Here is a 22,614-nt window from a genome sequence, read left to right as displayed (position 1 = left end):
AGATATGTGACTTTTTACAACCCGCAGCGATGACAAATATCAATCATTTCTGCTCTTTTTACCCGAATCGACTAAAAACCATCTGGCTTGATCTTTCGCATCGAGTAGAATCAACGCAACTTCTATTATCACTCTAGACTATCTGGAAATACCCTGAAGTTGCCCGTCATAAAATCGTCCAACAAAAACAGTCTACCCCCGGAGTTTTAACATCATGCCCATCAGCAGAAAATGGGTCATTCTGATCCCAGTCATTGCCGGTATCGCCGCCCTGATGGCACTGAAGAAGAGCAGCAATCCACCGGTGCAGGAAGCGCGGCTGGAGCAGGCGCGACTGGTCCGCGTGATCAGCGCCCCCCGCATCACCGTTATACCGACCGCCAAGGGCCACGGCACCGTCAGACCCAGCCGGACCTGGGAGGCGGTAGCCCAGGTCAAGGGTAAAATCGTCGAGAAACATCCGGCTCTGCAAAAAGGGGCCATTCTGGACGCCGGTAGCCTGATTCTGCGTATCGATCCGACCGACTATGAACTCGCCATCGCCCAGGCCGAGGCGGACATCCAGGCCACCCGGGCCCAGCTTGACGAACTGGATGCCAAGGCCACCAATACCGAGGCCTCACTGAAGATTGAACAGGCCGCCCTGGCGTTGAACCGTAAAGAGCTGGAGCGCAAGCGCCAACTGGTAGGCAAGGGCGGCATCAGCCGCTCCGACCTGGAGAGCCAGGAGCGCAGCCTGTTGGCCCAGCAACAGAGCGTCCAGACACAGATCAACACGTTGAATCTGTTCCCCAGCCAGAAGGCGCTGCTGGAGGCGCAACTGGAACGCCACAGGGCCAGCCTGGCCACGGCGCGCAGAAGCCTGGCCAATACCGAAATCCGCCTCCCCTTCACCAGCCGGATCGCCGAGGTCAACGCGGAGCAGGGCCAGTATGTCCGGGAAGGCGAGATGCTGGTTGCCGCCGACGACCTGGACAAGGCCGAGATCGAGATCCAGATCCCCATCAACCAGATGAGCCACCTGATGCACGCCAGCCGCGCCATCGACGTACTTAACCTGAATCCCGCCGAGGCGATGCAGCAGATCGGGCTGAGCGCCACCGCCACGCTGCAGGAGACGGGGCTAAGCGCCTCCTGGCAGGCCCGCTTTGCCAGACTGAGCGATACCCTGGATCCCAAGACCCGCACCGTCGGCGTCATTGTCGAGGTGGACAAGCCCTATGCCAATGTACTGCCCGGCAGTCGCCCGCCACTGGTAAAGGGGCTGTTTGTCCAGGTCACACTGGCTGGCCGACCCCGCCCCGACAGCCTGGTGGTGCCGCGCTCCGCCCTGCATGCAGGCCGGCTCTACGTGGTGAACGAACAGCAGCGCCTGGATATCCGAGAAGTAAAAGTCGGCATGCTGCAGCCCGGCTTCGCGACCATTGAATCCGGACTCAAACCGGCCGAGCGGGTAGTGATCTCCGACCTGGTTCCCGCCATTCAGGGCATGCTGCTCAACCCGGTTCAGGACCAGGCGACTGAACAGCAACTGGTACGTTCGGCGCGTGGAGAGATGACGCCATGATCACCTTCTTCGCCCGTCACCCCACGGCCGGCAATCTGCTGATGCTGTTCCTGGCCGTACTCGGACTCTCCACCCTGCCCGGCCTGCAGCGGGAGACCTTTCCCGATTTCGCCGCGCAGCAACTACAGATTACCGTCGCCTACCCCGGGGCCAGCGCAGAAGATGTGGAAGAGGCGATCTGCCAGCGCCTGGAGGATGCCGTCGACGGCGTCAGCGAGGTGGAGGAGCTTAGCTGCGAGGCACGGGAGGGGGTCGCCATAGCGGTCGCGGAGATGGTGGAAGGGGGTGATCTTGCCCGCTTCATGGACGACATCAAGAGCGAGGTCGACGCCATCAGCAACTTCCCCGAAGAGACCGAGCTGCCGGTGATCAAGGAACTTGGGCGCACCGACAACGTGGTGGCCATCGCCATTACCGGCCCCATGTCCAGCAGTGACCTGAAGGCCTATGCGGAACAGGTCAAGGAACGCATGCAGCGCCTGCCAGAGATCTCGCAGGTCGAAATTAACGGCTTTTCCGACCACCAGCTGCGTATTGAGGTGCCGGCCAGGGCACTGTTGCAATACGGCATCAGCATGTCGGATGTGGCCAACAGTGTCCGGCGTCAGGGTATCGACCTGCCCTCCGGCTCACTGGAAACGGCTGATCGCGACCTGCTGATCCGCTTCACGGATCTGCGGCGCAACCCCCAGGAGCTGGCCGATCTGACCATAGTAAGCGCCAACTCGGGTGCGGAGATCCGGCTGGGTGACATCGCTGCCATCAGCGATCGCTTTGAGCTGGACGAAGAGAAGGTGCTGTTCAATGGCCAGCGCGCCGCCCTGCTCCAGGTGATCAAGACCAAGCAGCAGGACACCATCAAGGTGATGGATGCGGTGAGCCGTTTCCTGGAACAGGACCTGCGTCCCGGCGCCCCGCAGGGTGTGCAGTTTCATATCACCCAGGACCGCTCCTCCATCGTCAAGGACCGCCTCAGCCTGCTGCTGAAAAATGGTGGCCAGGGACTGGTGCTGGTATTCCTGGTGATGTGGCTGTTCTTTCAGGGACGCTTCGCCTTCTGGGTCGCCATGGGCCTGCCCGTCTCCTTCCTGGGCGCCCTGTTTTTCATGAGTGTCCTCGGCCTGACCATCAACATGATCACCATGGTGGCGTTACTGATCGCCATCGGCCTGCTGATGGATGACGCCATCGTCATCGCCGAGAACATCGCCACCCAATTGCGCCGGGGCAAGAGCGCCATGCAGGCGGCCATCGAGGGTACCCGCCAGGTCTCACCCGGCGTCATCGCCTCGTTTCTCACCACCGTTTCAGTGTTCGGCCCGCTGGCCTTCCTCTCCGGCCACATGGGCAAGGTGTTGCAGTTTATCCCCATGGTGCTGCTGCTGGTGCTGATGGTCAGCCTGATCGAAGCGTTCCTGATTCTGCCCCACCACCTGGCGCATGCGCTCAAACACCATGAGCAGGAGGCGAGCCGCTTCCGTCAGGCATTCGACAGTCGCCTGATCCACTTCCGCGACCACACGGTGGGCCATCTGGTGGACTGGGCCATCCATCAGCGTTACTGGTTTATCGGTATCGTCATCGCCCTGTTCCTGCTTAGCATCGGCATGCTGGTGGGTGGCAAGCTCAAATTCCAGTCCTTCCCTGATATCGAAGGCGACATCATCGAGGCGCGCATCCTGCTGCCCCAGGGCACCCCGCTGTCACGGACCGAGGCAGTGGTCCGTCAGGTGACCGATGCCATTCGGGTGGTGGATGATCACTTCACTCCCCTGCAGCCCGATCAACAGCCGCTGGTGCGCAATGTTCAGGTCCGCTTCAACCACAATCTGGATGCCAATGAAAGCGGCCCCCATCTGGCCACGGTGACGGTGGACCTGCTCACCGCCGAAGCGCGCAACGGCCATCTGGACGACTATATCAACCTGTGGCGTGAGCGCACCGGTGAGATCCCGGACCTGGTGGCGATGAATTTCAAAGAGCCGACCATCGGTCCGGGCGGTATTCCACTGGAGATCCGCCTCACCGGCCCCGACCTCGACCAGCTCAAGCAGGCCTCACTGGAGTTGCAGGGGTGGCTCGCCAGCTATCGGGGTACTTTCGACCTGTCGGACAACCTGCGCCCCGGCAAACCGGAACTGCAACTGCGCCTGCGGGACGGGGCCCTGGCACTGGGGCTGGACGCCTCCACCATCGCCACCCAGCTGCGGGCCGCCTTCTACGGCACCACTGCCAGTGAGATCCAGGTCGGCCCCGAGGCCTACGAGATTGACGTGCGGCTGGCCGGAGATGACCGCGCCAACCTGACCGATATGGAAGGATTTCACATTGTCACCGCGTCGGGCGATCCGGTCCCCCTGAACGCAGTGGCAAAGATCGAGACGTCGCGTGGTTTTTCACGCATTCTGCGGGTCGACGGGGCACGTACCGTTACTGTCAGCGGCGATCTCGACACCCGGGTTACCAACGCCAGGGAGATCATCAACCACACGCTGGCCAACTTCATACCCGATCTGCTCAATCGTTATCCAGGGGTTGAAGCCCTGATCGAAGGGGAATCCAAGGACACCGCCAAGACCGGCGGCTCCATGCTGCGCAGCTTCGCAATTGGCCTGGTGGGCATTTTCATCCTGCTCAGCTTCCAGTTTCGCAGCTACGTGGAGCCCCTGGTGGTGATGTCGATCATTCCACTGGCGCTGATCGGCGTGATTTGGGGTCATCTGCTGATGGGACTCAGCTTCACCATGCCCGGTGTTATCGGTTTTACCTCACTGGCCGGCATCGTGGTCAACGACTCGATCCTGCTGGTGGAGTTTCTCAAGCTGCGGGTGCGGGAGGGACACCATATCGTGGAGGCGGCCAAGATGGCCAGCCGCGACCGCTTCCGGGCGGTACTGCTCACCTCCATCACCACCATTGCCGGGCTGATACCGCTGCTGCTGGAAAAGAGCATGCAGGCCCAGGTACTGGTGCCACTGGCCACCAGTATCGTCTTCGGACTGATGACCACTACTCTGCTGGTACTGCTGGTGGTACCCGCCCTGTTCAGCATACTGCATGATCTGGGCATCTCCACCACCGCCAAAGAGCTGGCAACCATGGAGGGCGATTCGGCATGATCCGCATTCCGGTCCGGCCATCGCACAATCATTTCATGCCTTTTATTAATCCACGGATTGGTACAAACTTGAAACAAATATCGAATCAATCTGGAGCTGGCTGATATGAAAGTAACCTGGGAATCGGGCGATGCCTATGAGCTGTACATGGGCCGCTGGAGCCGGATGGTCGCCAAACCGTTCCTCGAATGGCTGGACCCGGAACCGGAACTGCGCTGGCTGGACGTGGGCTGTGGTACCGGCCCGTTGAGCGACATTATTCTCAACCATTACAAACCGGCTGCACTGTATGCCGTGGACCAGTCGGAAAGCTTCATCAAGAGCGCACAGATGCGCCTGCGACAGGGCATACAGCTGCGGGTCGGCAACGCCATGGCGCTGCCGGTGGATGACAATGCGGTGGATATCACCGTCTCCGGCCTGCTGCTGAACATTCCGCCGGCCCCTGATGAGGCGCTGCAGGAGATGGTGCGGGTGACCCGCACCGGCGGCACGGTGGCCGCTTATGTCTGGGACTATGCCGGCAGCATGGAGATGCTGCACCATTTCTGGGAGGCGGCGGTCGAGCTCAATCTGATGGCCGATGTGATGCATGAAGGCAAGCGCTTTGCCGACTGCAACAAGCCGGCGCTGCGGCTGCTGTTCAGCGATGCCGGGCTTACCGACATCACCGTTACCTCATTTGAAATTACCCAGGAGTTTCCGGACTTTGAGCAGTTTTGGGCGCCCTTCCTGGCCGGACAGGGCACCGCCCCAACCTATCTGTTGTCACAGCCGGAAGCGGATCAAGCGGCCCTGCGTGACCTGTTGAAAGCGCGTCTTCCCACCGCCAGTGACGGCTCCATCAAACTCCGTGCACGGGCTTGGGCGATCAAGGGGCGGGTGGATAAAGCGGTCGCCACGGAAGATGATGATGCCGCAGCTGATTGATCCACTGCCCGTTGCAGCGACCCAGTTTGGTAAGCGCTGACGACAACGGAGCCAGATCAACGGCAATCACTGCTATTATTTCAAAATACAGTGACAAGCCCGGCGGCAGGAGACCTGTCCGGCGGAGACAGACAACGACGGACAGCCGATGCGCCGATTGACCTTGATTCCCCTGCTGATGCTGCTAACAGCCTGCAGCGGTGTGGCGCCCGTCACCAGGCATGCTCCCGCGTCACCGATAACCTCACCCGGCAGCGCCGCGGACGTTGATCAGACGCTTCTGGGCCGGCTCTACAGACAACATCAGGAGTGGCGGGGAACGCCTTATCGCATCGGTGGCCAGAGCCGTCGGGGCATTGACTGTTCCGGCTTCGTCCAGCTCACCTACCGGTCCCAGCTGGGCGTGACGCTGCCGCGCACGACCGGGCAGCAGGCGACGGTGGGCCAGCCGGTCCAGCAGTCGGAGCTGGCGACTGGAGATCTGGTATTTTTCAGGATCGACGGCAAGACACGGCATGTCGGAATCTACCTGGAACAAAACCGCTTTCTACATGCCTCGAAAAGCAGTGGCGTCATGATCTCGCCGCTGGACAGCCCGTATTGGCAATCCGCGTACTGGAAATCCAGGCGGGTTTTGTAACAGCCGCCGAGACTGCCCCTGATCCGTCACCGGTTACGATGCTATGGCTGGTGTACATTCGATTACCACAAACCCACGGTTACAGGCGTTATGAGCACATTGATATTCATCGGAACCACGGCGCCGCTGGACAGCAGCACCGAGAGCGCCATTGACAAACAGCCGATCAACGGTCCGCTGCACTGTGGCCTGGAGGGTCTGGCGGGCGACCAGCAACAGGACCAGCGCCATCACGGCGGACTGGAACGTGCCCTGCACTACTATCCCCGGGAACACTACGCCTACTGGGACGAGTTCTGGCAGGCCATGGAACTGCCGCCAGCGGCCACTCCGCTCGTTGCCGGGGCCTTTGGCGAGAATCTCTCCGACACCGGCCTGAACGAAGAACAGATCAATATTGGCGATATCTTTACCCTGGGAGAGGCGGTGCTGCAGGTCAGCCAGCCCCGTTCACCCTGTTACAAGCTGAATATCCGTTTCGGTTATCCCCAAATGTCGCTCATCATGCAGACCTCGGGACGCACCGGCTGGCTGTTTCGGGTACTGCAGCAAGGCCTGGTCGATCCCGATGACAGCCTGACACTGCATGAACTTTCCAGCTCCAATCTGTCGGTGCACACCTGCCTGGACATCCTTTACAACCGGCCTTTCTGCCGCGAGGACCTGGAACTGCTGGCCGAACACAAGACTCTCTCGACGGGTTGGAAACGGCACGCCGCCAACCGTCTGGAAAGCGGCCAGCCGGAGCACTGGTCCAGGCGGCTGTTCAATCGGCAATGACAGCGGGGCATCGGTACCAACACGGGGAGGACCAGAGGAGACTGCGGGCGGGGTCAGGCGGTCTAATAGCACCCCGTTGACACTGTGCGGTCAGCCAATCGGTGCTGTGTTCAAGCGGCGGCTGCATCAAGCAGCGGTGCTACCGACCTGATCCAGACGCACTGGTCACATTCACACTGCGCTGTATCATGATCCTGGCGGTTCAACTGATAACTGACATACTCAAAACCAAACCGCAGCATCCGCAGCAGTTCGCTGGATGATGCCCGCTTGAGCGTCGGCGCCGCCAGCTGCTTGCTGTAACTTTGACACTCGAGGATATAGAGGCACTCGTTACACTCCGCCACCTGCTCATTGAACCGATAGTGCTCGGGACAGGCCCGCTGCTTGATCTCCCGCTCCATCAGCAGCCGGGGGTAATCCAGTGCCGCGATAATCTGATCGCGCTTCTCCAAAACAGACTCTGACATCGTGCCATACTCCAAAAGCCGTTCAGTCGAGGCCCGCCCAACACGACCTGGTTGATCACTCAGTGGACCTTCACGACTTGCCGGCTATACTTCAGTCAGTGCCGAAACCGGCACTCCCGTAGTGAATCCTAGCACATGCACTAAAACAGATGATTGATCCAATACAATTACCGTCCGATTCCACCAGAACAAACATAATCCAGGGGAGCCCGTCAATGACCACCTATAACGGCAGCTGTCACTGCGGTGATATCCGTTTTTCCTTCGAGCACGACGAGATCACCGGCGGCCTGCACTGCAACTGCTCCATCTGCATCCGCAAAGGGGCGCTGATGTCCGACTTCACCATCCCGGCCAAGGATCTGCAGATAGACGCCAAGCCGGGTGCGTTGGCCCTCTACAAGTTCGGCAGCGGCGTGGCCAAGCACTACTTCTGCAAACAGTGCGGTATCTACCCGTTCAACGAAACCCTGCGCATGCCCGGCCATTTCCGGGTCAACCTGGGATGTATCGACAGAGTCGATCCCTTTAGCCTGGAAAGCAAGGTATTTGACGGCAAGAGCCTCTAGGAGTCTGTCGGGCCTGGCCGTTTGCAGCCAACTAGCGCTGTGCGGCAGCGCTGTAACACTTCTTCCGACCCAGCAGATAAAAGCGCAGGTTCAGCAATAACGCGGCGGTGGTCAGGCCCACCGCCAGCCCTCCCCACAGACCCTGCGGACCGACGCCCCACTCAATACCGATGATCCAGGCGGTGGGGAAGCCGATCACCCAGTAGGCGAACATGGTGATGAACATGGGCACGGCGGTGTCTTTCAGTCCGCGCAGTGCACCGGAGGCGGAAACCTGCAGTCCATCGGAAAACTGGAACAGGGCCGCCGCGAACAGCAGGGTCATGGCCATCTCGGCCACGGCGACGTCGCTGGTGTAGAGGGCCACGATCAGTTGCGGAAACAGCAGCAGCAGGGTGGCCGACAGCGCCATGATGCCGCCCGCCATGACCACGCCCAGCCGGCCACGGATAATCGCCAGCGGGAGATCCCCGGCACCGGCGGCATGACCAACCCGGATGGTGATGGCCTGGGAGATGCTGAGCGGCAGCATGAACATCATGGCGGCATAATTGAGGGCGATCTGATGAGCCGCCATCTCCACCTTGCCCAGGCTGCCCATAAGGACCGCCACAGCGCTGAACATACCCACTTCCATGATGATGGAGACGGCGATCGGCAAACCCAGCTTGAGTATGCGCCAGATCTCTTTCAGGCGCGGACCGGAGAATGCCACAAACAGCGACAGGTGCCGCATGCGCCGGCTGCGGACAAGATAGAGGAACATCATCACCGCCCCCAACCAGAGGCCGATGGCAGTCGACAGCGCGGCCCCGGCGGCGCCCATGGCCGGGAAGCCGAAAGCGCCGAACATGAACAGGTAGTTGCCCAGAATATTCAGCGGCAGCAGCAGGAACTGGATCAGCATCACCGGCGTGGTGTTGCTCAACCCCTCATTCAGATAGCGGGGAGCCAGATAGAGACAGAGTCCCGGCATGCCCCAGGCACTGACCCGGAGATAGTCACCGGCCAGGGGAGCGATCTCGGGATCGATCGCCAGCAGCGGCAGGACTGCCGCCATGCCATAGGTCAGGGGCACCGCGACCACCCCGACCAGGACCGCTACCCAGAGTCCCTGGTGGAACTCGGCGGCAATCGCCCGGTCATTGCCGGCTCCGTTCAGATGCGCCACCAGGGGCGAAATAGCCAGCGTCGAGCCAATACAGGCGAGCAGCATCAGCCCCCAGAGCGAGGAGCCCAGACCGACCGCCGCCAGCACCGATGCATTGATCCGCCCCGCCATTACTGTGTCGATAAAGCCCATCCCCACCTGCAGCAACTGCGCCACCACGAGGGGAGCAGCCAGCAACAGGGTGGGAACGGCTTCCCGTCGCCATAGATTCAACCATTGCGGCATAACAAAATCTCAAGATATAAAACAATTTGGCCAAACCATACGGGCCGTTCAGGGCGCAAATATCGGCAGGAGCGGCGCCCGTTGCAAACAGGCCTTCCGACCCGGGAACGGGCCATCTACACTCATGACAAAAGAAACAGGTACAACCGATGCACATCATACCCGCACCCGATCTCAATATCGTCAGGCAACTGCTGCAACCCGCCGGGTTGCCGATTGAGGATATCGGTGACAACCCGCTGGCCCGCTTCTACCTGATCGAAATGGATGGCAAGACGGCTGGCGTGGCCGGGGTCGAGCTGCACGCAACCGATGCCTTGCTGCGCTCCCTGATGGTGCGACCCGAATACCGGGGCCGGGGACTGGCGGCGCAACTGGTGAGTCATATCCAGCAAGCCGCGGCCGCGCAGGGCGCCATGGCACTCTATCTGCTGACCACCGACGCCGCTGAGTATTTCAAGCGATTGGGCTTTTTTGCCATCGCCCGGGACGCGGCACCGGACAGCATTCGCCGCACCCGCGAGTTCACACACCTCTGTCCCGATAATGCCACCCTGCTGTGCCGCAAACTTTGAGCGGTATCACTGGGGTTCCCGCAGGGCCGGAGACAAACCGGCAAGTCCTGTGAACTTTTCCCTTGATATGGGGATGGCCAGACTCCGGCCGCTGTTGATGGGATCAGTTCCGGCTCCCGGTCTCGGCTATTCTCTGAGATAATCCATTCGATATCGGCAACCACAGACAACCATGCCCAGACTCGACGACATCCTTGATCAGATCAAAACCCGGGAAGCCAACAGCACCGCCCGGCAACCGTGGAACCCGTCACTGTGCGGCGATATCGATATCCGCATCGCCAGTGATGGAACCTGGTATCACGAGGGCAGTCCATTCCGGCGCGAGCAGCTGGTAAAACTGTTCGCCTCGGTGTTGCGGCGCGAAGCAGACGGTGAATACTATCTGCTCACCCCGGCCGAGAAGATGCGGATTCGGGTGGACGACGCCCCCTTCGTGGCAGTGCAAGTGGAGCAGCTCACAGAGCCACAGCCCAGCCTGCTGTTCACCACCAACCTGGGCGAACAGGTGGTGGCCGATGCCGAGCACCCGATCCGGGTGGAGTTTGACCCCACAAACGGCCAACCGCGCCCCTATATTCATTTCCGCGACAACCTGGACGCACTGATCAGCCGCAACGTCTACATGGCACTGGTGGATATTGGCGAGCTGTTCAGGCAGGATGGCCACAGCCATCTCGGAGTCACCAGTCAGGGGGTCCGGTTTGATCTGGGCTCTATCGACGAGTGACCCGTGCATCAGCCCCTACCCTTATGTCCGGGTCCCTGGATAAACGCCGACCAACTGGACATGCCCAGGATCCTGTAGAGTAGCCCGTGCGCAGTTCCCGTATCACCCATGATTGCCAGCCCACCAGCCTGATCAGCTACTGGATCGGACGGCTGGTGCTGACCCTGCTGGGATGGAAGGTGGAAGGCGAAATTCCCCCGGGTGGAAAATTCCTGCTGATCGGGGCACCCCATACCAGCAACTGGGATTTTCCTGTCGGCATCGCCGTCACCTATCTGCTACGGGTACGGATCACCTGGGTCGGCAAGCATACGCTGTTCCAATGGCCCCATGGCGGCATCATGCGCTGGCTGGGTGGGATCGGCGTGGATCGCTCCAACCCGGCCGGCGTTGCCGAGCAACTGGCGCAACAGCTCCAGGCGGCCGACCGTATGGTGCTGGCCATCACCCCGGACGGCACCCGAGGCCGGCGCGAGTACTGGAAATCCGGTTTCTACCGTATTGCCCGGGCGGCAGGAGTACCGCTGCTGTGCGGTTCCCTGGATTTTTCCAGCAAGACCGCCCGTGTCGGTCTCTGCTTTATGCCGACGGGTAATATCCCGGCTGACATGGAGCGGATTCGCGCCTTCTATGCCGACGTCAGCGGCGCCAACCCGGAAAACCACACCCCGATCCGATTGCGGGAAGAGCTGGAAAACCCCTTGCCCCGGCAGGATCAGGCGCGATAATCAAACCAACCACCACAACCCAGAGGCGAGACCGATGAGAATACTCCACACCATGCTGCGTACCGGCGATCTGCAGCGGTCGATCGACTTCTATACCCAGATCCTGGGGATGCGGTTACTGCGTCAGCAGGATTATCCGGAGGGCGAATTCACCCTCGCCTTCCTCGGTTACGCCGACGAGTCGGAACAGAGCGTGATCGAATTGACCTATAACTGGGGCGTCGACAGCTATGACCTGGGCAACGGCTATGGGCATATCGCCATCGAAGTGGATGATGTCTATCAGGCCACCAAGCAGATCAAGGCCCAGGGCGGCAAGATCCTGCGCGATGCCGGGCCGATGAATGCCGGCAGCACCATCATCGCCTTTGTGGAGGACCCGGACGGCTATCCGATCGAGCTGATCGGGGCGCGCTAGCCAGTTTTGTCGGGTTACGCCTTCGGCTAACCCGACCTACCATGGTTATGGCCGTAGGTCGGATTAGTGCCAGCGTAATCCGACAATCAATCCACGTTCACCGCACCCGAAACCGCTAGACCGTAGGTCGGATTAGCGGCAGCGTAATCCGACAATCAATCCGCATTCCCCGGTACGGCGACCTCATCAGCACGTAGGTTGGGGTGAGCCTGCGAACCCCAACGGAAATTCATGCGTGTACGCCATGATGTTGGGTTCGCTCCGCTCACCTCAACCTACAAAGCTGGCACGGCGGCTTGATCAATTCGGTCCGCCTGTATTGCAACTCCAGTCCGTTTCTTTATCCTATACTCAAGTGAATAAAAGTCACTAACGAGGGGGCTCGGATGCGGCGGGCGATTCTGACCAGTCAACGACTGCTGGCGGTGTTTCTGGCCGGCATGCTGCTGCTGTTTTCACCCATCGTCTCCCTGTTCGACCGGCCGGAGTTCTGGTTCGGTATCCCCCTCATCTATCTCTACCTGTTCACCGTCTGGGCCCTGCTGATCATCGCCATGGCCCTGATTATCGGCAGTCAGAAATGATGCTCGGCGGCCCGCTGGTCATTCTCATTTCGTTTGTCTATCTCGGTCTGCTGTTTGCCATCGCCTACTGGGCCGACCGGCGCGCCGATCAGGGCCGCTCGGTGATCGCCCACCCCACGGTATACGCCCTGTCGCTGGCGGTTTACTGCACCGCCTGGACCTACTACGGCAGTGTCGGTCGTGCCGTGCAAAGTGGCATCGGCTTCCTGCCGATCTACCTGGGTCCAACCCTGGGGGCGGCTCTCTGGGTATTCCTGCTGCTGAAGATGATCCGGGTGAGCAAATCCCAGCGCATCACGTCGATCGCCGACTTCATCTCGTCACGTCACGGCAAGAGCCACCTGCTGGGCGGGCTGGTCACGGTCATCGCCGTGGTTGGCGTGGTGCCCTACATCGCCCTGCAGCTGAAGGCAGTCTCCAACAGCTTCACTATCCTGATGCACTACCCGGCTATCAACATGCCGGGCAACGCCACCACCCTGCCTTTCTGGCAGGACACCGCTCTCTATGTGGCCCTGTTGCTGGCGCTGTTCACCATCCTGTTCGGTACCCGCCACCTGGATGCCAGTGAACGGCACGAGGGGATGGTGGCGGCCATTGCCTTTGAATCGATCGTCAAACTGGCGGCCCTGACCGCGGTCGGCCTGTTCGTCACCTTCAGCCTCTACCGGGGTTTTTCCGATGTGATGCAGCAGGCGCAGGCGGCCGGCCTGCTGCAGTCCATGCTGAACGCCTCCTCGGTCTCCGACCAGAACTGGTTCTCCTTCTCCTTTCTTGCCGCCATGGCGGTGATACTGCTGCCGCGCCAGTTTCAGGTGGCGGTGGTGGAGAACAGCAGCGAACGCCACATCTCCCGCGCCATCTGGCTGTTTCCGCTCTATCTGCTGCTGATCAATATTTTCGTTCTGCCCATCGCCCTGGCGGGTCAACTGGCGTTTCCCGATGGCCGTGTCGATGCCGACACCTTCGTGCTGACCCTGCCGATCGCCCACGGCCAGGAGTGGCTCGCCATGTTCTCCTATCTGGGCGGGCTGTCGGCGGCCACCGGCATGGTGATCGTGGAGACCATCGCCCTCTCCACCATGGTCTGCAACGACCTGGTGATGCCGGCACTGTTGCGTTACTGGCGTACCCGAAAGGCGCCCGCGGATCTCACCAAGGTTTTACTGCGCGTTCGACGCGGGGCAATCTTCGGCATCCTGCTACTCGGTTATACCTATTTCCATGTCGCCGGGGAGGCCTATGCACTGGTCTCCATCGGCCTGATCAGCTTTGCCGCGGTGGCCCAGTTCGCCCCCACCATGCTCGGCGGCCTGTATTGGCGCGGCGGCACCCAGGCGGGCGCCCTGGCCGGCTTGGGCGCCGGTTTCAGTATCTGGCTCTATACCCTGCTGATACCGTCCTTTGCCAAGTCCGGCTGGCTGCCCTCGGCGTTTCTTGAATACGGTCCGTTCGGTATCGAACTGCTGAAACCCCAGGCCCTGTTTGGCCTGGAGGGAATGAACGAGATCAGCCACTGTCTGTTCTGGAGCCTCACTGCCAATATCGGCACCTACCTGACGGTCTCCCTGGTGAAACCACCGAATGCCGAGGAGACCGCCCAGGCCAGCCTGTTTGTGGACGCCATGAAATATGATCGACCGGCTATCGGCCTGTGGCGCGGCAATGCCGAAGTCATTGAACTGAAGCGACTGGCCAGCCGCTTTCTGGGACGCCACAAGGTGGATACGGCGTTTGCCGAATTCGCCAGTAAACGGGGCAAAACCTATGGCCCGGCACAGCCGGCAGACGCGGAGACGGTGCATTTTGCCGAAACCCTGCTGACCGGCGCCATCGGCAGTGCCTCAGCCCGGGTAATGGTCGCCTCGGTCGCACAGGAGGAGCCCCTGGGCCTCGACGAGGTGATGGGTATTCTGGATGAGGCCTCGCGTATCCGCGCCTACAGCAAGGAGCTAGAGAGGAAGTCCCTGGAGCTGGAGGCCGCCACCACCGAGCTGCGCGAGGCCAATACCCGGCTGCAGGAGCTGGACCAGCTGAAGGACGATTTCATGTCCTCGGTGACCCATGAGCTGCGCACGCCCCTGACCTCGATCCGCGCTTTCTCTGAGATGCTGCTGGACGATCCCCGCATGGCACTGGACGATCGCAAGCGCTTTCTCGGCATCATAGTCAGCGAAACCGAGCGGCTGACCCGCCTAGTCAACCAGGTGCTGGACCTGGCCCGGATCGAATCCGGACGTGGTGAATGGACCACCGGCGAGGTGGACCTCGCCGAGCTGATCCGGCAATCTATCGAGACCACCGGCCAGCTGTTCCGCGACCAGGGCACCAAGGTCGAAACGGTCATTCCCGAAGGCGATTTCCGGGTCTGGGCGGATCGTGACCGACTACTCCAGGTGATGCTCAATCTGCTCTCCAATGCAGTCAAATTTGTCCCCGCCGACAGCGGCAAGATAACCATCACGCTGACGAGAGACCAGCAAGACTACCAGGTCAGCGTGGCGGATAACGGCCCCGGTATCACAGCAGGCCAGCAGGAGATCATCTTTGAAAAATTCCAGCGCGGCGATAGCGACGGCGTCGCCAACCCCATGGGCACAGGCCTGGGCTTGCCGATCAGCCGCCAGATCATTGAACACTTTGGCGGGCGCCTGTGGGTTGAGAGCCATCCCGGAAAGGGTGCTATCTTCTCCTTTAGGATGCCAAAAGGCAGCAACAGGTTGCCGGCAAGCGAGACAGGATCAAGTGATGAGCCAACATATACTGATCGTTGATGATGAAAAAAATATCGCCATCTCTGTCGATTACCTGCTGCGCCGGGAAGGCTACCAGGTGTCGGTGGCCCATGACGGCGAAGAGGGGTTAAGGCTGATCCAGAGCGACCGGCCGGACCTGGTGCTGCTCGACATCATGATGCCGAAGCTGAACGGTTTTCAGGTCTGTGAAGCGGTCCGGCAGGACCCGGCACTGGCGGATGTCCGCATTGTCATGCTGACCGCCAAGGGCCGTGACGCAGAGAAAGAGAAGGGACTGGCACTGGGTGCCGATGCCTACATCACCAAACCCTTCTCGACCCGGGAGCTGGTCAGCCAGATAAAGGCGCTGCTGGAACCCCCGGCAAAATAATGAGGCCTTCCCGCTATGGATAATGACAAAGAAGCAAGTCTCGGAATGAGCGGCGCCTACAGCCAGGCATCCGGACCCGGCTTTGTCGAAGGTCCACTGCGCCAACTGGCCCCGCGCCCGCCCCTGACCCTGCCCCCCTCCGCCACGGTACGGGAAGCCCTGGCGGGCATGAACCAGCGACAGGCAGACACCCTGGTGGTGGTGGATGACCAGGAGCAACTGCCGCTCGGCATCGTCACCCTGAATGACCTGGTGTATGCCATTACCCTGGATGGTGGCGGCCTGGACGAACCGGTCGCCGGCATGATGACGGCCGCACCCCTGTGCCTGCCGGCCGACGCCCCGGCACACCGGGCCACCGTATTGATGGCGAAAAGGGGCATCCGGCATATCGTGCTGCTGGAGCCCGGCGGCCGCCTCTACAACGTGATCTCCCGTGCCGACCTGTTTGGCCTGCGCGGCGGCGGGGCCGATCTGCTGGCCGAATCGGTCACCGCCGCCATGGACGTGGGGCAGATGGCGCAGGCCGCCAGCGCCATCCGTCAACGGGGCAGTGAACTGTTCACCGGCGGCATGAGTGCCGAGGCCATCTGCCACTGGATGTCCGCCCTGAATGATCTGGTAGTGATGCGGGTAATCGAACTGATCGAGGATGAGTTCGACCTGCCCGCCGTACCCTGGTGCTGGATGGTGATGGGTTCCGAGGGACGGCTGGAGCAGACCTTCGCCACCGATCAGGACAACGGTCTGGTGTTCCAGGCGGATGACGCCGACGCCGCCGTAGAACTGCGGGAGGCGTTTCTGCCCTTTGCCCGTGCCGTCAACAAGGGTCTGGATGCCTGTGGTTTCACCCTCTGCCGGGGCGGCATCATGGCGGGTAATCCGGCCTGGTGCCTGAGTCTGGAAGAGTGGCAGACACGCTTCAGCGCCTGGATGCGCACGCCCGACCCGAAGGCACTGTTGAACAGCACCATCTTTTTCGATTTCCGGCCATTGTACGGGCGCTATGAACTGGTGGACGAGCTGCGCAACTGGCTGCTGCCGCAACCTCCGGAACACCCCCGCTTCCTGCGCGCCCTGGCGGAGGAGGCCCTAACCTGTGCCCCACCGCTGGGCTGGACCGGCGGTTTTGTCTATGACGGTGACGTGGAGCACCCCCACAGCATCGACCTGAAACGGTTCGGGGCGCGGCCGTTTGTCGACGCGGCGCGGATCTGGAGCCTGATGTACGGGGTCTGGGCAACCAGCACAGGCGACCGCCTGCGGGCTGTGGCGGAGCCCCTCAATCTGTCAGCCGAACAGGTGGCCGGCGAGGTGGAATCTTTCTATCTGATCCAGCGCTTCCGCTTCCGCCAGCAACTGCTGGCGGAGGACCCGGACGATACCAATCGCATCGATCCCGATACCCTGAACGAACTGCACCGGCTGATGCTCAAGGAGGCGTTCAAGCAGGCCAAGAAACTCCAGCTACGGCTGAAGTTGCAACATGGCCTGTAACCCGCCGGTTAGAGTGCGTCCGCCGCGCCATCGGTAAGCAGTTGCTCGACACCGATGACCTCTCCCTTGACAAACTCCACCCGCGCCACCGTGTACTCTTCCTGGGTCTCCGAGTTGATCCAGACACTGTGATACCGGATGCGCCGCCGTCCGTTGCCGTCGATAAAATAGACCGGAATGCTCATGCGGTCCCGGTAGGGATAGTATCTGGTCCGGGTATAGCCCCAAATCGTGGCACGCCGCTCCTTGGTCACGCGGGTAAAGACATGGTCCGGTGGCCCCCAGGCGAGGCGCACCATATCCCGGGTAAATCCGACCTCGACGCTGCCCTGCCTCACCTGGGCTTGGATCTCTTCCGGGAACGAGTCGAACAGCTCCCGGTTTTCCGCAATACGCCGATCACGCCGCTCCTGGACAGACGCGCAACCCGCCAGCACCAGCAGGCACAGCCCGAGAATTACCATAGTCCGTTTTTTCATAACCACTCCCAAATGTCAGGCCGGCCGGTTCACTTTTCTGGTGGATGCACGCTCACTTATCCACCCTACCCAACTGCACAGCGCCCAGTATAGAAATTGTTACCGTAAGGAAAAGTATAGGCGCCAGCAGTTTTCGCGGCGGAGCGGTCGCTACCCAAGAATCGATCCCGAGCTCCCTATGCGGGATTTCGCCTGACAAACCAGGTGGAATTGAGGGTCGACACCACCTCATCCCCCTGGCGCCGCATCTCGTTCTGAAGTTTGATCATGCCCTCGCCGGGACGGCTGCCCAGTTCACGCATCTCGGCGATTTCAGTCCGGGCCGACAGCCGGTCGCCGGCAAACACCGGTTTCAGCCAGCGGATGTTGTCCCAGCCGGGAGAGATCACCGTGCTGGCGTTGGGAAACGCCTCCTTGCTGAGGCGACGCCAGATGGCCGCCACCTGCGGGCCGGAGGCGATCAGTCCGCCCCAGCCCTGGGCAACGGCGGCCGCCTCGTCCAGGTGAAACGGCTCCGGATCATACAGTTTGGCAAAGGCGATCATCTCCTCACGGCGCATCTCCCAATCACCATATTCAAACACCTGGCCGACCGTGAAGTCCTCAAACCAGAGCATATCCGGGAAAACACCGGCCACCGCGGGCTCATTTTCATGCATAGACTTACCTGTTTCTGGAGGGGTGGCGGCCTTTCATCCGCCTGAAAACCGGTCAATCCCTGGGCCCGATCCAGCAGAACGGATTGTGGGCAATCTCCCAGAGATGACCATCGGGGTCCTTAAAGTAACCCGAATAGCCACCCCAGAAAACCTTTTGCCCCGGTTTCACCAGGGTCGCGCCGGCGGAGACCGCCTGCGCCAGCAACGCATCCACTTCCGCCTCACTCTCCACATTGTGCGCCAGGGTGAAGCTGTTAAAGCCGCTGCCCTGCGCCGAAACCTGGGCATCCTCCGCCAGGGCTTCACGGCCGTAGAGTCCCAGCCAGCTGCCATTCAGGGTAAAAAATGCCACCGTGGGCGGCGATTCCATGCGCGGAAAGCCCAGTCCATCCTCATAAAATCGGACCGACTTTTCTAGATCCCCGACACCCAGGGTGATCATGCTGATTCGCGGTTTCATCTGCCCTCCATTGGTGCGGCTATGGGGCTAAGCATAGCGGAAATCACTCACGGGATGGCACGCCGGGCCCGGTGAATCAGCCACGCTTGTCCATGAATTGATCCACCAGTCCATCCAGCCGGATAATGGATTGAACTATCTGTTCCGTGGCGGCGGCACTCTGCCTGGCACCCAGTGATGTCTCTTCGGAAACCTGGCTGATATTGACAATGCTTTTCTGAATATCATCCGCCACCGCGCTCTGCTCTTCGGAAGCCGTGGCTATCTGGAAGTTCATGTCGCTGATGGTATTGATGGTTTTCGTCAAGGTTCGCAACGCCTCACCCGCGCGCGCGGCAATATCGACGCAGTTACCGGCACTCGCCTGGCTCCGGTCCATGACCTGCACCGCCTCCCTGGCGCCACCCTGCAGATGGTCAATCATCTTCTCAATCTCCTGGGTCGACTCCTGGGTGCGACTGGCCAGGGTCCTCACTTCATCGGCCACCACGGCAAATCCGCGCCCCTGTTCACCGGCACGCGCCGCCTCAATGGCGGCATTGAGCGCCAGCAGGTTGGTCTGCTCGGCAATGCCCTTGATCACGGCAAGAATACTGCCGATATTTTCGCTGTAGCCGGAAAGCTGCTGGATCACCCCCGAGGATTGCTGGATCTCTTCACTGAGATGATGGATGGCACTAATCGCCTCTTCCACGACCCCCTGTCCGGCCTGACTCTCCCGCTGACTGGCGGCAGTGTGCTCAGCGGTCATGGCCGCGTTTCTCGCCACCTCCTGAACCGTGGCTGACATCTCCGTCATCGCCGTGGCCACCTGGGTAATCTCGCACTGCTGGGTGCTTACACCCTGGCTGGTGCGATTGGCCGCCTCCGATGTGACATCCGCAGTCTCGCGCAAGATTCGGGTGGTATCTGAAAGCCGGCCGATAACGGCATTAAGTTTGGAACGGCGCATGCGCATCGCCACCTGTATCTGACCGAATTCATCATCCCGATCAGTATAAATTTTGCACATCAACGGATTATCGAATATGGACCTGGCGCGCTTGACCAGGGCTGCCAGCGGCAACATCACCAGGGTATTGGCGATGACGATCAGTCCGGCACTCAGCAGCCATCCCACCACACTGTAGGCCTGCAGCGACTCCGTCAGGCTGGTCAGTGCTGCCGGCAGCAGCGCCACCAGGTTTGACAGAATCAGCAGATTGCGCACGCCCAGCCGGGCACGCAGACTCGGTTTATAGTTTTTCCCTTCCTGCAGCCTTTTGTATAAGTGGCTTGCCCGTGTGACACACGCTTTTTCCGGTTTATAGCGAACAGACTGGTACTCAAATGCCTGTCCGTTGAGCTCGATAGGCGTGACCAGGGCATCGACCCAGTAGTAATCACCGTTCTTGCAGCGGTTCTTCACCAGGCCCATCCAGGCTTTTCCGGATTTAACCGTATCCCAGAGATTCTGAAACGCGGCAGGCGGCATATCCGGATGGCGGACGACGTTGTGGTTCTTGTTCAGCAACTCATTTTCCGCAAAGCCACTGATGTCGACAAAGTCGGGGTTGATATAGGTAATGGCCCCCTTCAGATCTGTGGTGGAAAGTATGTTTGCATCGATGTTGAACTGCTTTTCCACATCGGTTACCGGATGATTAATCTTCATACGTTATTATTCTCTGCACACTGGTGAAAATTCATGGGTACGACATCGGCGCTGTTTATTCATGTACTGACATAGAGCGGCCCGGGGAGAAATAACTTGATTATGAACTGACATTCCTGTGCGTTCGCTTTGATTTATGTCAACCGCACACAGCCTGTCTATCCATGACACAGCCCCAAACTGCATGCCCTGGAGATATATCACTATGATGACAGGCCGCCCCCAAAAGCGAGGCTGCCACGCAATTCCGATCCGATGGGCAATGCGGGGCGGACAAAAGCCGCCCCGGCAGGATGTATTCAGAAGCTTTTTGAAATGGTCAGAATGCCACGGCCATCCGCCAGTGAGTTACTGCTACTGTCGGTATCTGTATAGGCCAGTTCAAAATCGACACCAAGAGCAGATTTGGTGACACCCAATTTCCAGTCCGTCACCTCCTCACCGGCATCGGGATCGTTATAGCCGATATGCAGCCCCAGACCGAAACCCTGCGGCAAGGCAAACTCTGCACCCGCCTCCCAGTAGGTGTTGTCATTGTCCGGATCATGGGAGACCTTGGCGCTAATGAAGTCGTAACTCAGGCCCACATAGACCTCTTCAAAATTGAGATCCGACTCGCTGGGATAGTCATAATGAATCACGCCCACATCCAACCCGAGGCCACTGGAAAATTCGGTACTGTAGCCACCGTACAGATCCAGCTCCACATTGGCATCGCTTTTGAAATCGACATTGGACCCCCACACCCCGATATAGAAACCGCTGGCGTGGGCATAGTCAAAGCCGCCCTGAATGGCCGGCCCGTTATCGGTCTGGGAAGTACCACGCCAGACGTAGTCGGAGGTTAACGCCACATTGGCGCTGATCGGCCCCTCAGCCAGCGCCAGCCCATTGTATGTACCCGCCAGCAGCGCGCCGGCGATAGCTAGTTTTTTCAGTTTCATGTTGAATTTACCTTCATTGCAGAGTGATGTATCAAGTAAAAAACCACGCAGACATGGTCGACTCACTTTCACTCAGCACGGCCTGTGCCAAATCAAAATAATTTTTATATTACAAACAGTTAGTATTCCAGCTTGGCCGTGAACGCAGACAGGCCGCACTCGATTTGTGCAGCGCAGCGAAAGAATCAAAAGGCATTGCTTCAATGTGGGGCAGCGTTAGCTTCAAACGGGTCACCATCCGGCAGCGTGCTCAACGCACCCGGTAGCCCGCATGGCAGGCGGTACAGGCCGCGGTGATCTCGCGCAGTGATTTGTAAGCCGCCAGCACATCACCCTCCTGGGCGATGCGGGAAAAACGGCTGGCGGAACGGTGCATCCGGGTACCGGCCTGCTGCATCCCCTGAGGATAGAACGGGGCCATATGGCTGGCGCCATGCTTTTCCAGGGAGCTCATGCCCAGTTCCGATTCGGCCAGGTCAGCGGCCGCATCCAGCCGCCCTTCCGCAAGCAGCAGTAACAATCGATCGAGTACCTCCAGATGGCCGCGCATATTCTGCAGCATATGCGCCTGCATGGGAGCCGGTAACTCAACCAGGATTCTGGGATCCGGTTCGGCAGCGGCCGGTGTGGCCAGGAGAAGGATCAATGGGACAGTCGTCAGATGGAATCGGTAGGACACGGGACACCTCGGAAGATTATTTGCCGGGCTCCATTCCAGGCGCAGAATGGCACACTTCAACGCCATAGACTCCCCCCATTCGGCAGATTCTGCAAGGCGTGCTAAATTCAGCCTATGGCCACCCTTCGCCGCTTCCGCAAACGTCCTGACCAGGCGGTTACCGCTATCAAACTGGCGCTGGACACCGAGGGCCTCCGTTATCGCAAATGGGGGGGCAATCAACATGGCCAGCCCGGTGACTGGCTGGTCGACAACGCGGGTGACATCTACACCGTCGCCGCCGATGTGTTTGCCCGCACTTACCGACAGGTCTCCCCCGGTCGTTTTATCAAGTCGACACCGGTGTGGGCGCGTAGGACCGAGCATGCGGGCACGCTGAAAACCCGCGAAGGCGAGTCGCACTTCGCCGCAGGTGATTATCTGGTGTTCAACCAGCCGGACGAAACCGATGGCTACTGCATGGCAGCGGAGCGGTTTCACGCCATGTACGAGCCGGATAACAGCGAATAACCGGTTCCGCCTGTCGGGTTAGCCGGAAACCCAACCTACGTTATTCGCGACACAGGTCGGATTAGCGCAGCGTCATCCGACGAAGATGTTGCGAGGTTGT

23 protein-coding genes are annotated in these 22,614 nt (G+C 60.1%); 15 read left to right on the top strand and 8 right to left on the bottom strand.

The genetic code is table 11. From position 1 onward, the window contains the following. Positions 1–214 precede the first annotated feature (214 nt). From ACHZBF_RS17985 to ACHZBF_RS17965, 5 genes are all read left to right on the top strand, one after another. Positions 215–1,567: an efflux RND transporter periplasmic adaptor subunit gene (locus ACHZBF_RS17985; protein ID WP_321529187.1), complete on the top strand. Its 1,353-nt coding sequence runs from the start codon at positions 215–217 to the stop codon at positions 1,565–1,567. Beyond that, positions 1,564–4,686, top strand: coding sequence for an efflux RND transporter permease subunit (locus tag ACHZBF_RS17980; RefSeq protein WP_321529186.1), 3,123 nt, complete (start codon positions 1,564–1,566; stop codon positions 4,684–4,686). The genes ACHZBF_RS17985 and ACHZBF_RS17980 overlap by 4 nt, the downstream gene beginning before the upstream one ends. A 105-nt stretch (positions 4,687–4,791) precedes the next feature. Beyond that, positions 4,792–5,616, top strand: a complete 825-nt coding sequence (locus ACHZBF_RS17975) for a class I SAM-dependent methyltransferase (RefSeq protein WP_321529185.1) — start codon at positions 4,792–4,794, stop codon at positions 5,614–5,616. A 148-nt stretch (positions 5,617–5,764) separates the two neighbouring features. Beyond that, on the top strand, positions 5,765–6,256 hold the full coding sequence (locus tag ACHZBF_RS17970; RefSeq protein WP_321529184.1) for an NlpC/P60 family protein: 492 nt from the start codon (positions 5,765–5,767) through the stop codon (positions 6,254–6,256). A gap of 90 nt (positions 6,257–6,346) precedes the next feature. Next, the gene (locus ACHZBF_RS17965) at positions 6,347–7,036 is read left to right on the top strand and encodes an MOSC domain-containing protein (RefSeq protein ID WP_321529183.1); all 690 of its coding nucleotides are present in this window, start codon (positions 6,347–6,349) and stop codon (positions 7,034–7,036) included. Between the two features lie 110 nt (positions 7,037–7,146). Here the strand turns inward: ACHZBF_RS17965 and ACHZBF_RS17960 are convergent, their stop codons facing one another. Then, positions 7,147–7,506, bottom strand: coding sequence for a hypothetical protein (locus tag ACHZBF_RS17960; RefSeq protein ID WP_321529182.1), 360 nt, complete (start codon positions 7,504–7,506; stop codon positions 7,147–7,149). Between the two features lie 215 nt (positions 7,507–7,721). Here ACHZBF_RS17960 and ACHZBF_RS17955 point away from each other — a divergent pair, with 215 nt between their 5' ends. Then, the gene (locus ACHZBF_RS17955) at positions 7,722–8,075 is read left to right on the top strand and encodes a GFA family protein (protein ID WP_321529181.1); all 354 of its coding nucleotides are present in this window, start codon (positions 7,722–7,724) and stop codon (positions 8,073–8,075) included. A 31-nt stretch (positions 8,076–8,106) separates the two neighbouring features. Here ACHZBF_RS17955 and ACHZBF_RS17950 read toward each other — a convergent pair whose 3' ends face one another. Further along, positions 8,107–9,471, bottom strand: coding sequence for an MATE family efflux transporter (locus tag ACHZBF_RS17950; RefSeq protein WP_321529180.1), 1,365 nt, complete (start codon positions 9,469–9,471; stop codon positions 8,107–8,109). Between the two features lie 149 nt (positions 9,472–9,620). Here ACHZBF_RS17950 and arsN2 point away from each other — a divergent pair, with 149 nt between their 5' ends. The 8 genes from arsN2 (at position 9,621) to ACHZBF_RS17910 (ending at position 17,129) form a co-directional block, all read left to right on the top strand. Continuing rightward, positions 9,621–10,046 (top strand): arsenic resistance N-acetyltransferase ArsN2, encoded by a 426-nt coding sequence (gene arsN2 / locus ACHZBF_RS17945; RefSeq protein ID WP_037376136.1) that lies wholly within the window; start codon positions 9,621–9,623, stop codon positions 10,044–10,046. A gap of 172 nt (positions 10,047–10,218) precedes the next feature. After that, entirely contained in the window at positions 10,219–10,776 is a 558-nt protein-coding gene (locus tag ACHZBF_RS17940; protein WP_273440458.1) for a DUF1285 domain-containing protein, read from the top strand. An 86-nt stretch (positions 10,777–10,862) separates the two neighbouring features. Further along, positions 10,863–11,504 (top strand): lysophospholipid acyltransferase family protein, encoded by a 642-nt coding sequence (locus tag ACHZBF_RS17935; RefSeq protein WP_321529179.1) that lies wholly within the window; start codon positions 10,863–10,865, stop codon positions 11,502–11,504. Positions 11,505–11,538: 34 nt separating this feature from the next. Beyond that, positions 11,539–11,922 (top strand): lactoylglutathione lyase, encoded by a 384-nt coding sequence (gloA, locus tag ACHZBF_RS17930; RefSeq protein WP_321529178.1) that lies wholly within the window; start codon positions 11,539–11,541, stop codon positions 11,920–11,922. 386 nt (positions 11,923–12,308) lie between these two features. Continuing rightward, positions 12,309–12,506 (top strand): hypothetical protein, encoded by a 198-nt coding sequence (locus ACHZBF_RS17925; RefSeq protein ID WP_321529177.1) that lies wholly within the window; start codon positions 12,309–12,311, stop codon positions 12,504–12,506. Next, positions 12,503–15,280, top strand: coding sequence for a sensor histidine kinase (locus ACHZBF_RS17920; RefSeq protein WP_335342986.1), 2,778 nt, complete (start codon positions 12,503–12,505; stop codon positions 15,278–15,280). Before ACHZBF_RS17925 ends, ACHZBF_RS17920 begins: the two co-directional genes overlap by 4 nt. Next, the gene (locus ACHZBF_RS17915; RefSeq protein ID WP_321529176.1) at positions 15,255–15,632 is read left to right on the top strand and encodes a response regulator transcription factor; all 378 of its coding nucleotides are present in this window, start codon (positions 15,255–15,257) and stop codon (positions 15,630–15,632) included. The genes ACHZBF_RS17920 and ACHZBF_RS17915 overlap by 26 nt, the downstream gene beginning before the upstream one ends. A gap of 15 nt (positions 15,633–15,647) precedes the next feature. Next, positions 15,648–17,129 carry a DUF294 nucleotidyltransferase-like domain-containing protein gene (locus tag ACHZBF_RS17910; RefSeq protein ID WP_321529175.1) on the top strand — a complete coding sequence of 494 codons (1,482 nt, stop codon included), beginning with the start codon at positions 15,648–15,650 and terminating at the stop codon, positions 17,127–17,129. Positions 17,130–17,137: 8 nt separating this feature from the next. On the opposite strand, the gene ACHZBF_RS17905 is transcribed toward ACHZBF_RS17910, so the two are convergent. The 6 genes from ACHZBF_RS17905 to ACHZBF_RS17880 form a co-directional block, all read right to left on the bottom strand. Further along, positions 17,138–17,608: a hypothetical protein gene (locus ACHZBF_RS17905; RefSeq protein ID WP_273440452.1), complete on the bottom strand. Its 471-nt coding sequence runs from the start codon at positions 17,606–17,608 to the stop codon at positions 17,138–17,140. Between the two features lie 176 nt (positions 17,609–17,784). After that, positions 17,785–18,267, bottom strand: coding sequence for a MaoC/PaaZ C-terminal domain-containing protein (locus tag ACHZBF_RS17900; RefSeq protein ID WP_321529174.1), 483 nt, complete (start codon positions 18,265–18,267; stop codon positions 17,785–17,787). Between the two features lie 52 nt (positions 18,268–18,319). Beyond that, positions 18,320–18,727, bottom strand: coding sequence for a VOC family protein (locus tag ACHZBF_RS17895; RefSeq protein WP_029134856.1), 408 nt, complete (start codon positions 18,725–18,727; stop codon positions 18,320–18,322). A gap of 76 nt (positions 18,728–18,803) precedes the next feature. Beyond that, on the bottom strand, positions 18,804–20,381 hold the full coding sequence (locus ACHZBF_RS17890) for a methyl-accepting chemotaxis protein (RefSeq protein ID WP_029134855.1): 1,578 nt from the start codon (positions 20,379–20,381) through the stop codon (positions 18,804–18,806). Between the two features lie 299 nt (positions 20,382–20,680). Further along, positions 20,681–21,325, bottom strand: coding sequence for a TorF family putative porin (locus ACHZBF_RS17885; protein ID WP_029134854.1), 645 nt, complete (start codon positions 21,323–21,325; stop codon positions 20,681–20,683). A 250-nt stretch (positions 21,326–21,575) separates the two neighbouring features. Further along, entirely contained in the window at positions 21,576–22,004 is a 429-nt protein-coding gene (locus tag ACHZBF_RS17880) for a hypothetical protein (RefSeq protein ID WP_245621800.1), read from the bottom strand. Positions 22,005–22,118: 114 nt separating this feature from the next. On the opposite strand from ACHZBF_RS17880, the gene ACHZBF_RS17875 reads away from it, so the two are divergent. Further along, complete coding sequence (locus ACHZBF_RS17875) at positions 22,119–22,514, top strand: hypothetical protein (RefSeq protein ID WP_029134852.1); 396 nt, start codon at positions 22,119–22,121, stop codon at positions 22,512–22,514. Positions 22,515–22,614 lie beyond the last annotated feature (100 nt).

This window comes from Sedimenticola selenatireducens, from assembly GCF_963675335.2.
Lineage (GTDB): Bacteria > Pseudomonadota > Gammaproteobacteria > Chromatiales > Chromatiaceae > Sedimenticola > Sedimenticola selenatireducens.
This window is presented reverse-complemented; position numbering and strand designations above follow the sequence as displayed.

Excerpts from the sequence above, each read along its gene's own strand:
- ACHZBF_RS17985 (WP_321529187.1), top strand. The coding sequence starts at position 215 with ATGCCCATCAGCAGAAAATGGGTCATTCTGATCCCAGTCATTGCCGGT.
- ACHZBF_RS17980 (WP_321529186.1), top strand. The coding sequence starts at position 1,564 with ATGATCACCTTCTTCGCCCGTCACCCCACGGCCGGCAATCTGCTGATG.
- ACHZBF_RS17975 (WP_321529185.1), top strand. The coding sequence starts at position 4,792 with ATGAAAGTAACCTGGGAATCGGGCGATGCCTATGAGCTGTACATGGGC.
- ACHZBF_RS17970 (WP_321529184.1), top strand. The coding sequence starts at position 5,765 with ATGCGCCGATTGACCTTGATTCCCCTGCTGATGCTGCTAACAGCCTGC.
- ACHZBF_RS17965 (WP_321529183.1), top strand. The coding sequence starts at position 6,347 with ATGAGCACATTGATATTCATCGGAACCACGGCGCCGCTGGACAGCAGC.
- ACHZBF_RS17960 (WP_321529182.1), bottom strand. The coding sequence starts at position 7,506 with ATGTCAGAGTCTGTTTTGGAGAAGCGCGATCAGATTATCGCGGCACTG.
- ACHZBF_RS17955 (WP_321529181.1), top strand. The coding sequence starts at position 7,722 with ATGACCACCTATAACGGCAGCTGTCACTGCGGTGATATCCGTTTTTCC.
- ACHZBF_RS17950 (WP_321529180.1), bottom strand. The coding sequence starts at position 9,471 with ATGCCGCAATGGTTGAATCTATGGCGACGGGAAGCCGTTCCCACCCTG.
- arsN2 (WP_037376136.1), top strand. The coding sequence starts at position 9,621 with ATGCACATCATACCCGCACCCGATCTCAATATCGTCAGGCAACTGCTG.
- ACHZBF_RS17940 (WP_273440458.1), top strand. The coding sequence starts at position 10,219 with ATGCCCAGACTCGACGACATCCTTGATCAGATCAAAACCCGGGAAGCC.
- gloA (WP_321529178.1), top strand. The coding sequence starts at position 11,539 with ATGAGAATACTCCACACCATGCTGCGTACCGGCGATCTGCAGCGGTCG.
- ACHZBF_RS17925 (WP_321529177.1), top strand. The coding sequence starts at position 12,309 with ATGCGGCGGGCGATTCTGACCAGTCAACGACTGCTGGCGGTGTTTCTG.
- ACHZBF_RS17920 (WP_335342986.1), top strand. The coding sequence starts at position 12,503 with ATGATGCTCGGCGGCCCGCTGGTCATTCTCATTTCGTTTGTCTATCTC.
- ACHZBF_RS17915 (WP_321529176.1), top strand. The coding sequence starts at position 15,255 with ATGAGCCAACATATACTGATCGTTGATGATGAAAAAAATATCGCCATC.
- ACHZBF_RS17910 (WP_321529175.1), top strand. The coding sequence starts at position 15,648 with ATGGATAATGACAAAGAAGCAAGTCTCGGAATGAGCGGCGCCTACAGC.
- ACHZBF_RS17905 (WP_273440452.1), bottom strand. The coding sequence starts at position 17,608 with ATGAAAAAACGGACTATGGTAATTCTCGGGCTGTGCCTGCTGGTGCTG.
- ACHZBF_RS17900 (WP_321529174.1), bottom strand. The coding sequence starts at position 18,267 with ATGCATGAAAATGAGCCCGCGGTGGCCGGTGTTTTCCCGGATATGCTC.
- ACHZBF_RS17895 (WP_029134856.1), bottom strand. The coding sequence starts at position 18,727 with ATGAAACCGCGAATCAGCATGATCACCCTGGGTGTCGGGGATCTAGAA.
- ACHZBF_RS17890 (WP_029134855.1), bottom strand. The coding sequence starts at position 20,381 with ATGAAGATTAATCATCCGGTAACCGATGTGGAAAAGCAGTTCAACATC.
- ACHZBF_RS17885 (WP_029134854.1), bottom strand. The coding sequence starts at position 21,325 with ATGAAACTGAAAAAACTAGCTATCGCCGGCGCGCTGCTGGCGGGTACA.
- ACHZBF_RS17875 (WP_029134852.1), top strand. The coding sequence starts at position 22,119 with ATGGCCACCCTTCGCCGCTTCCGCAAACGTCCTGACCAGGCGGTTACC.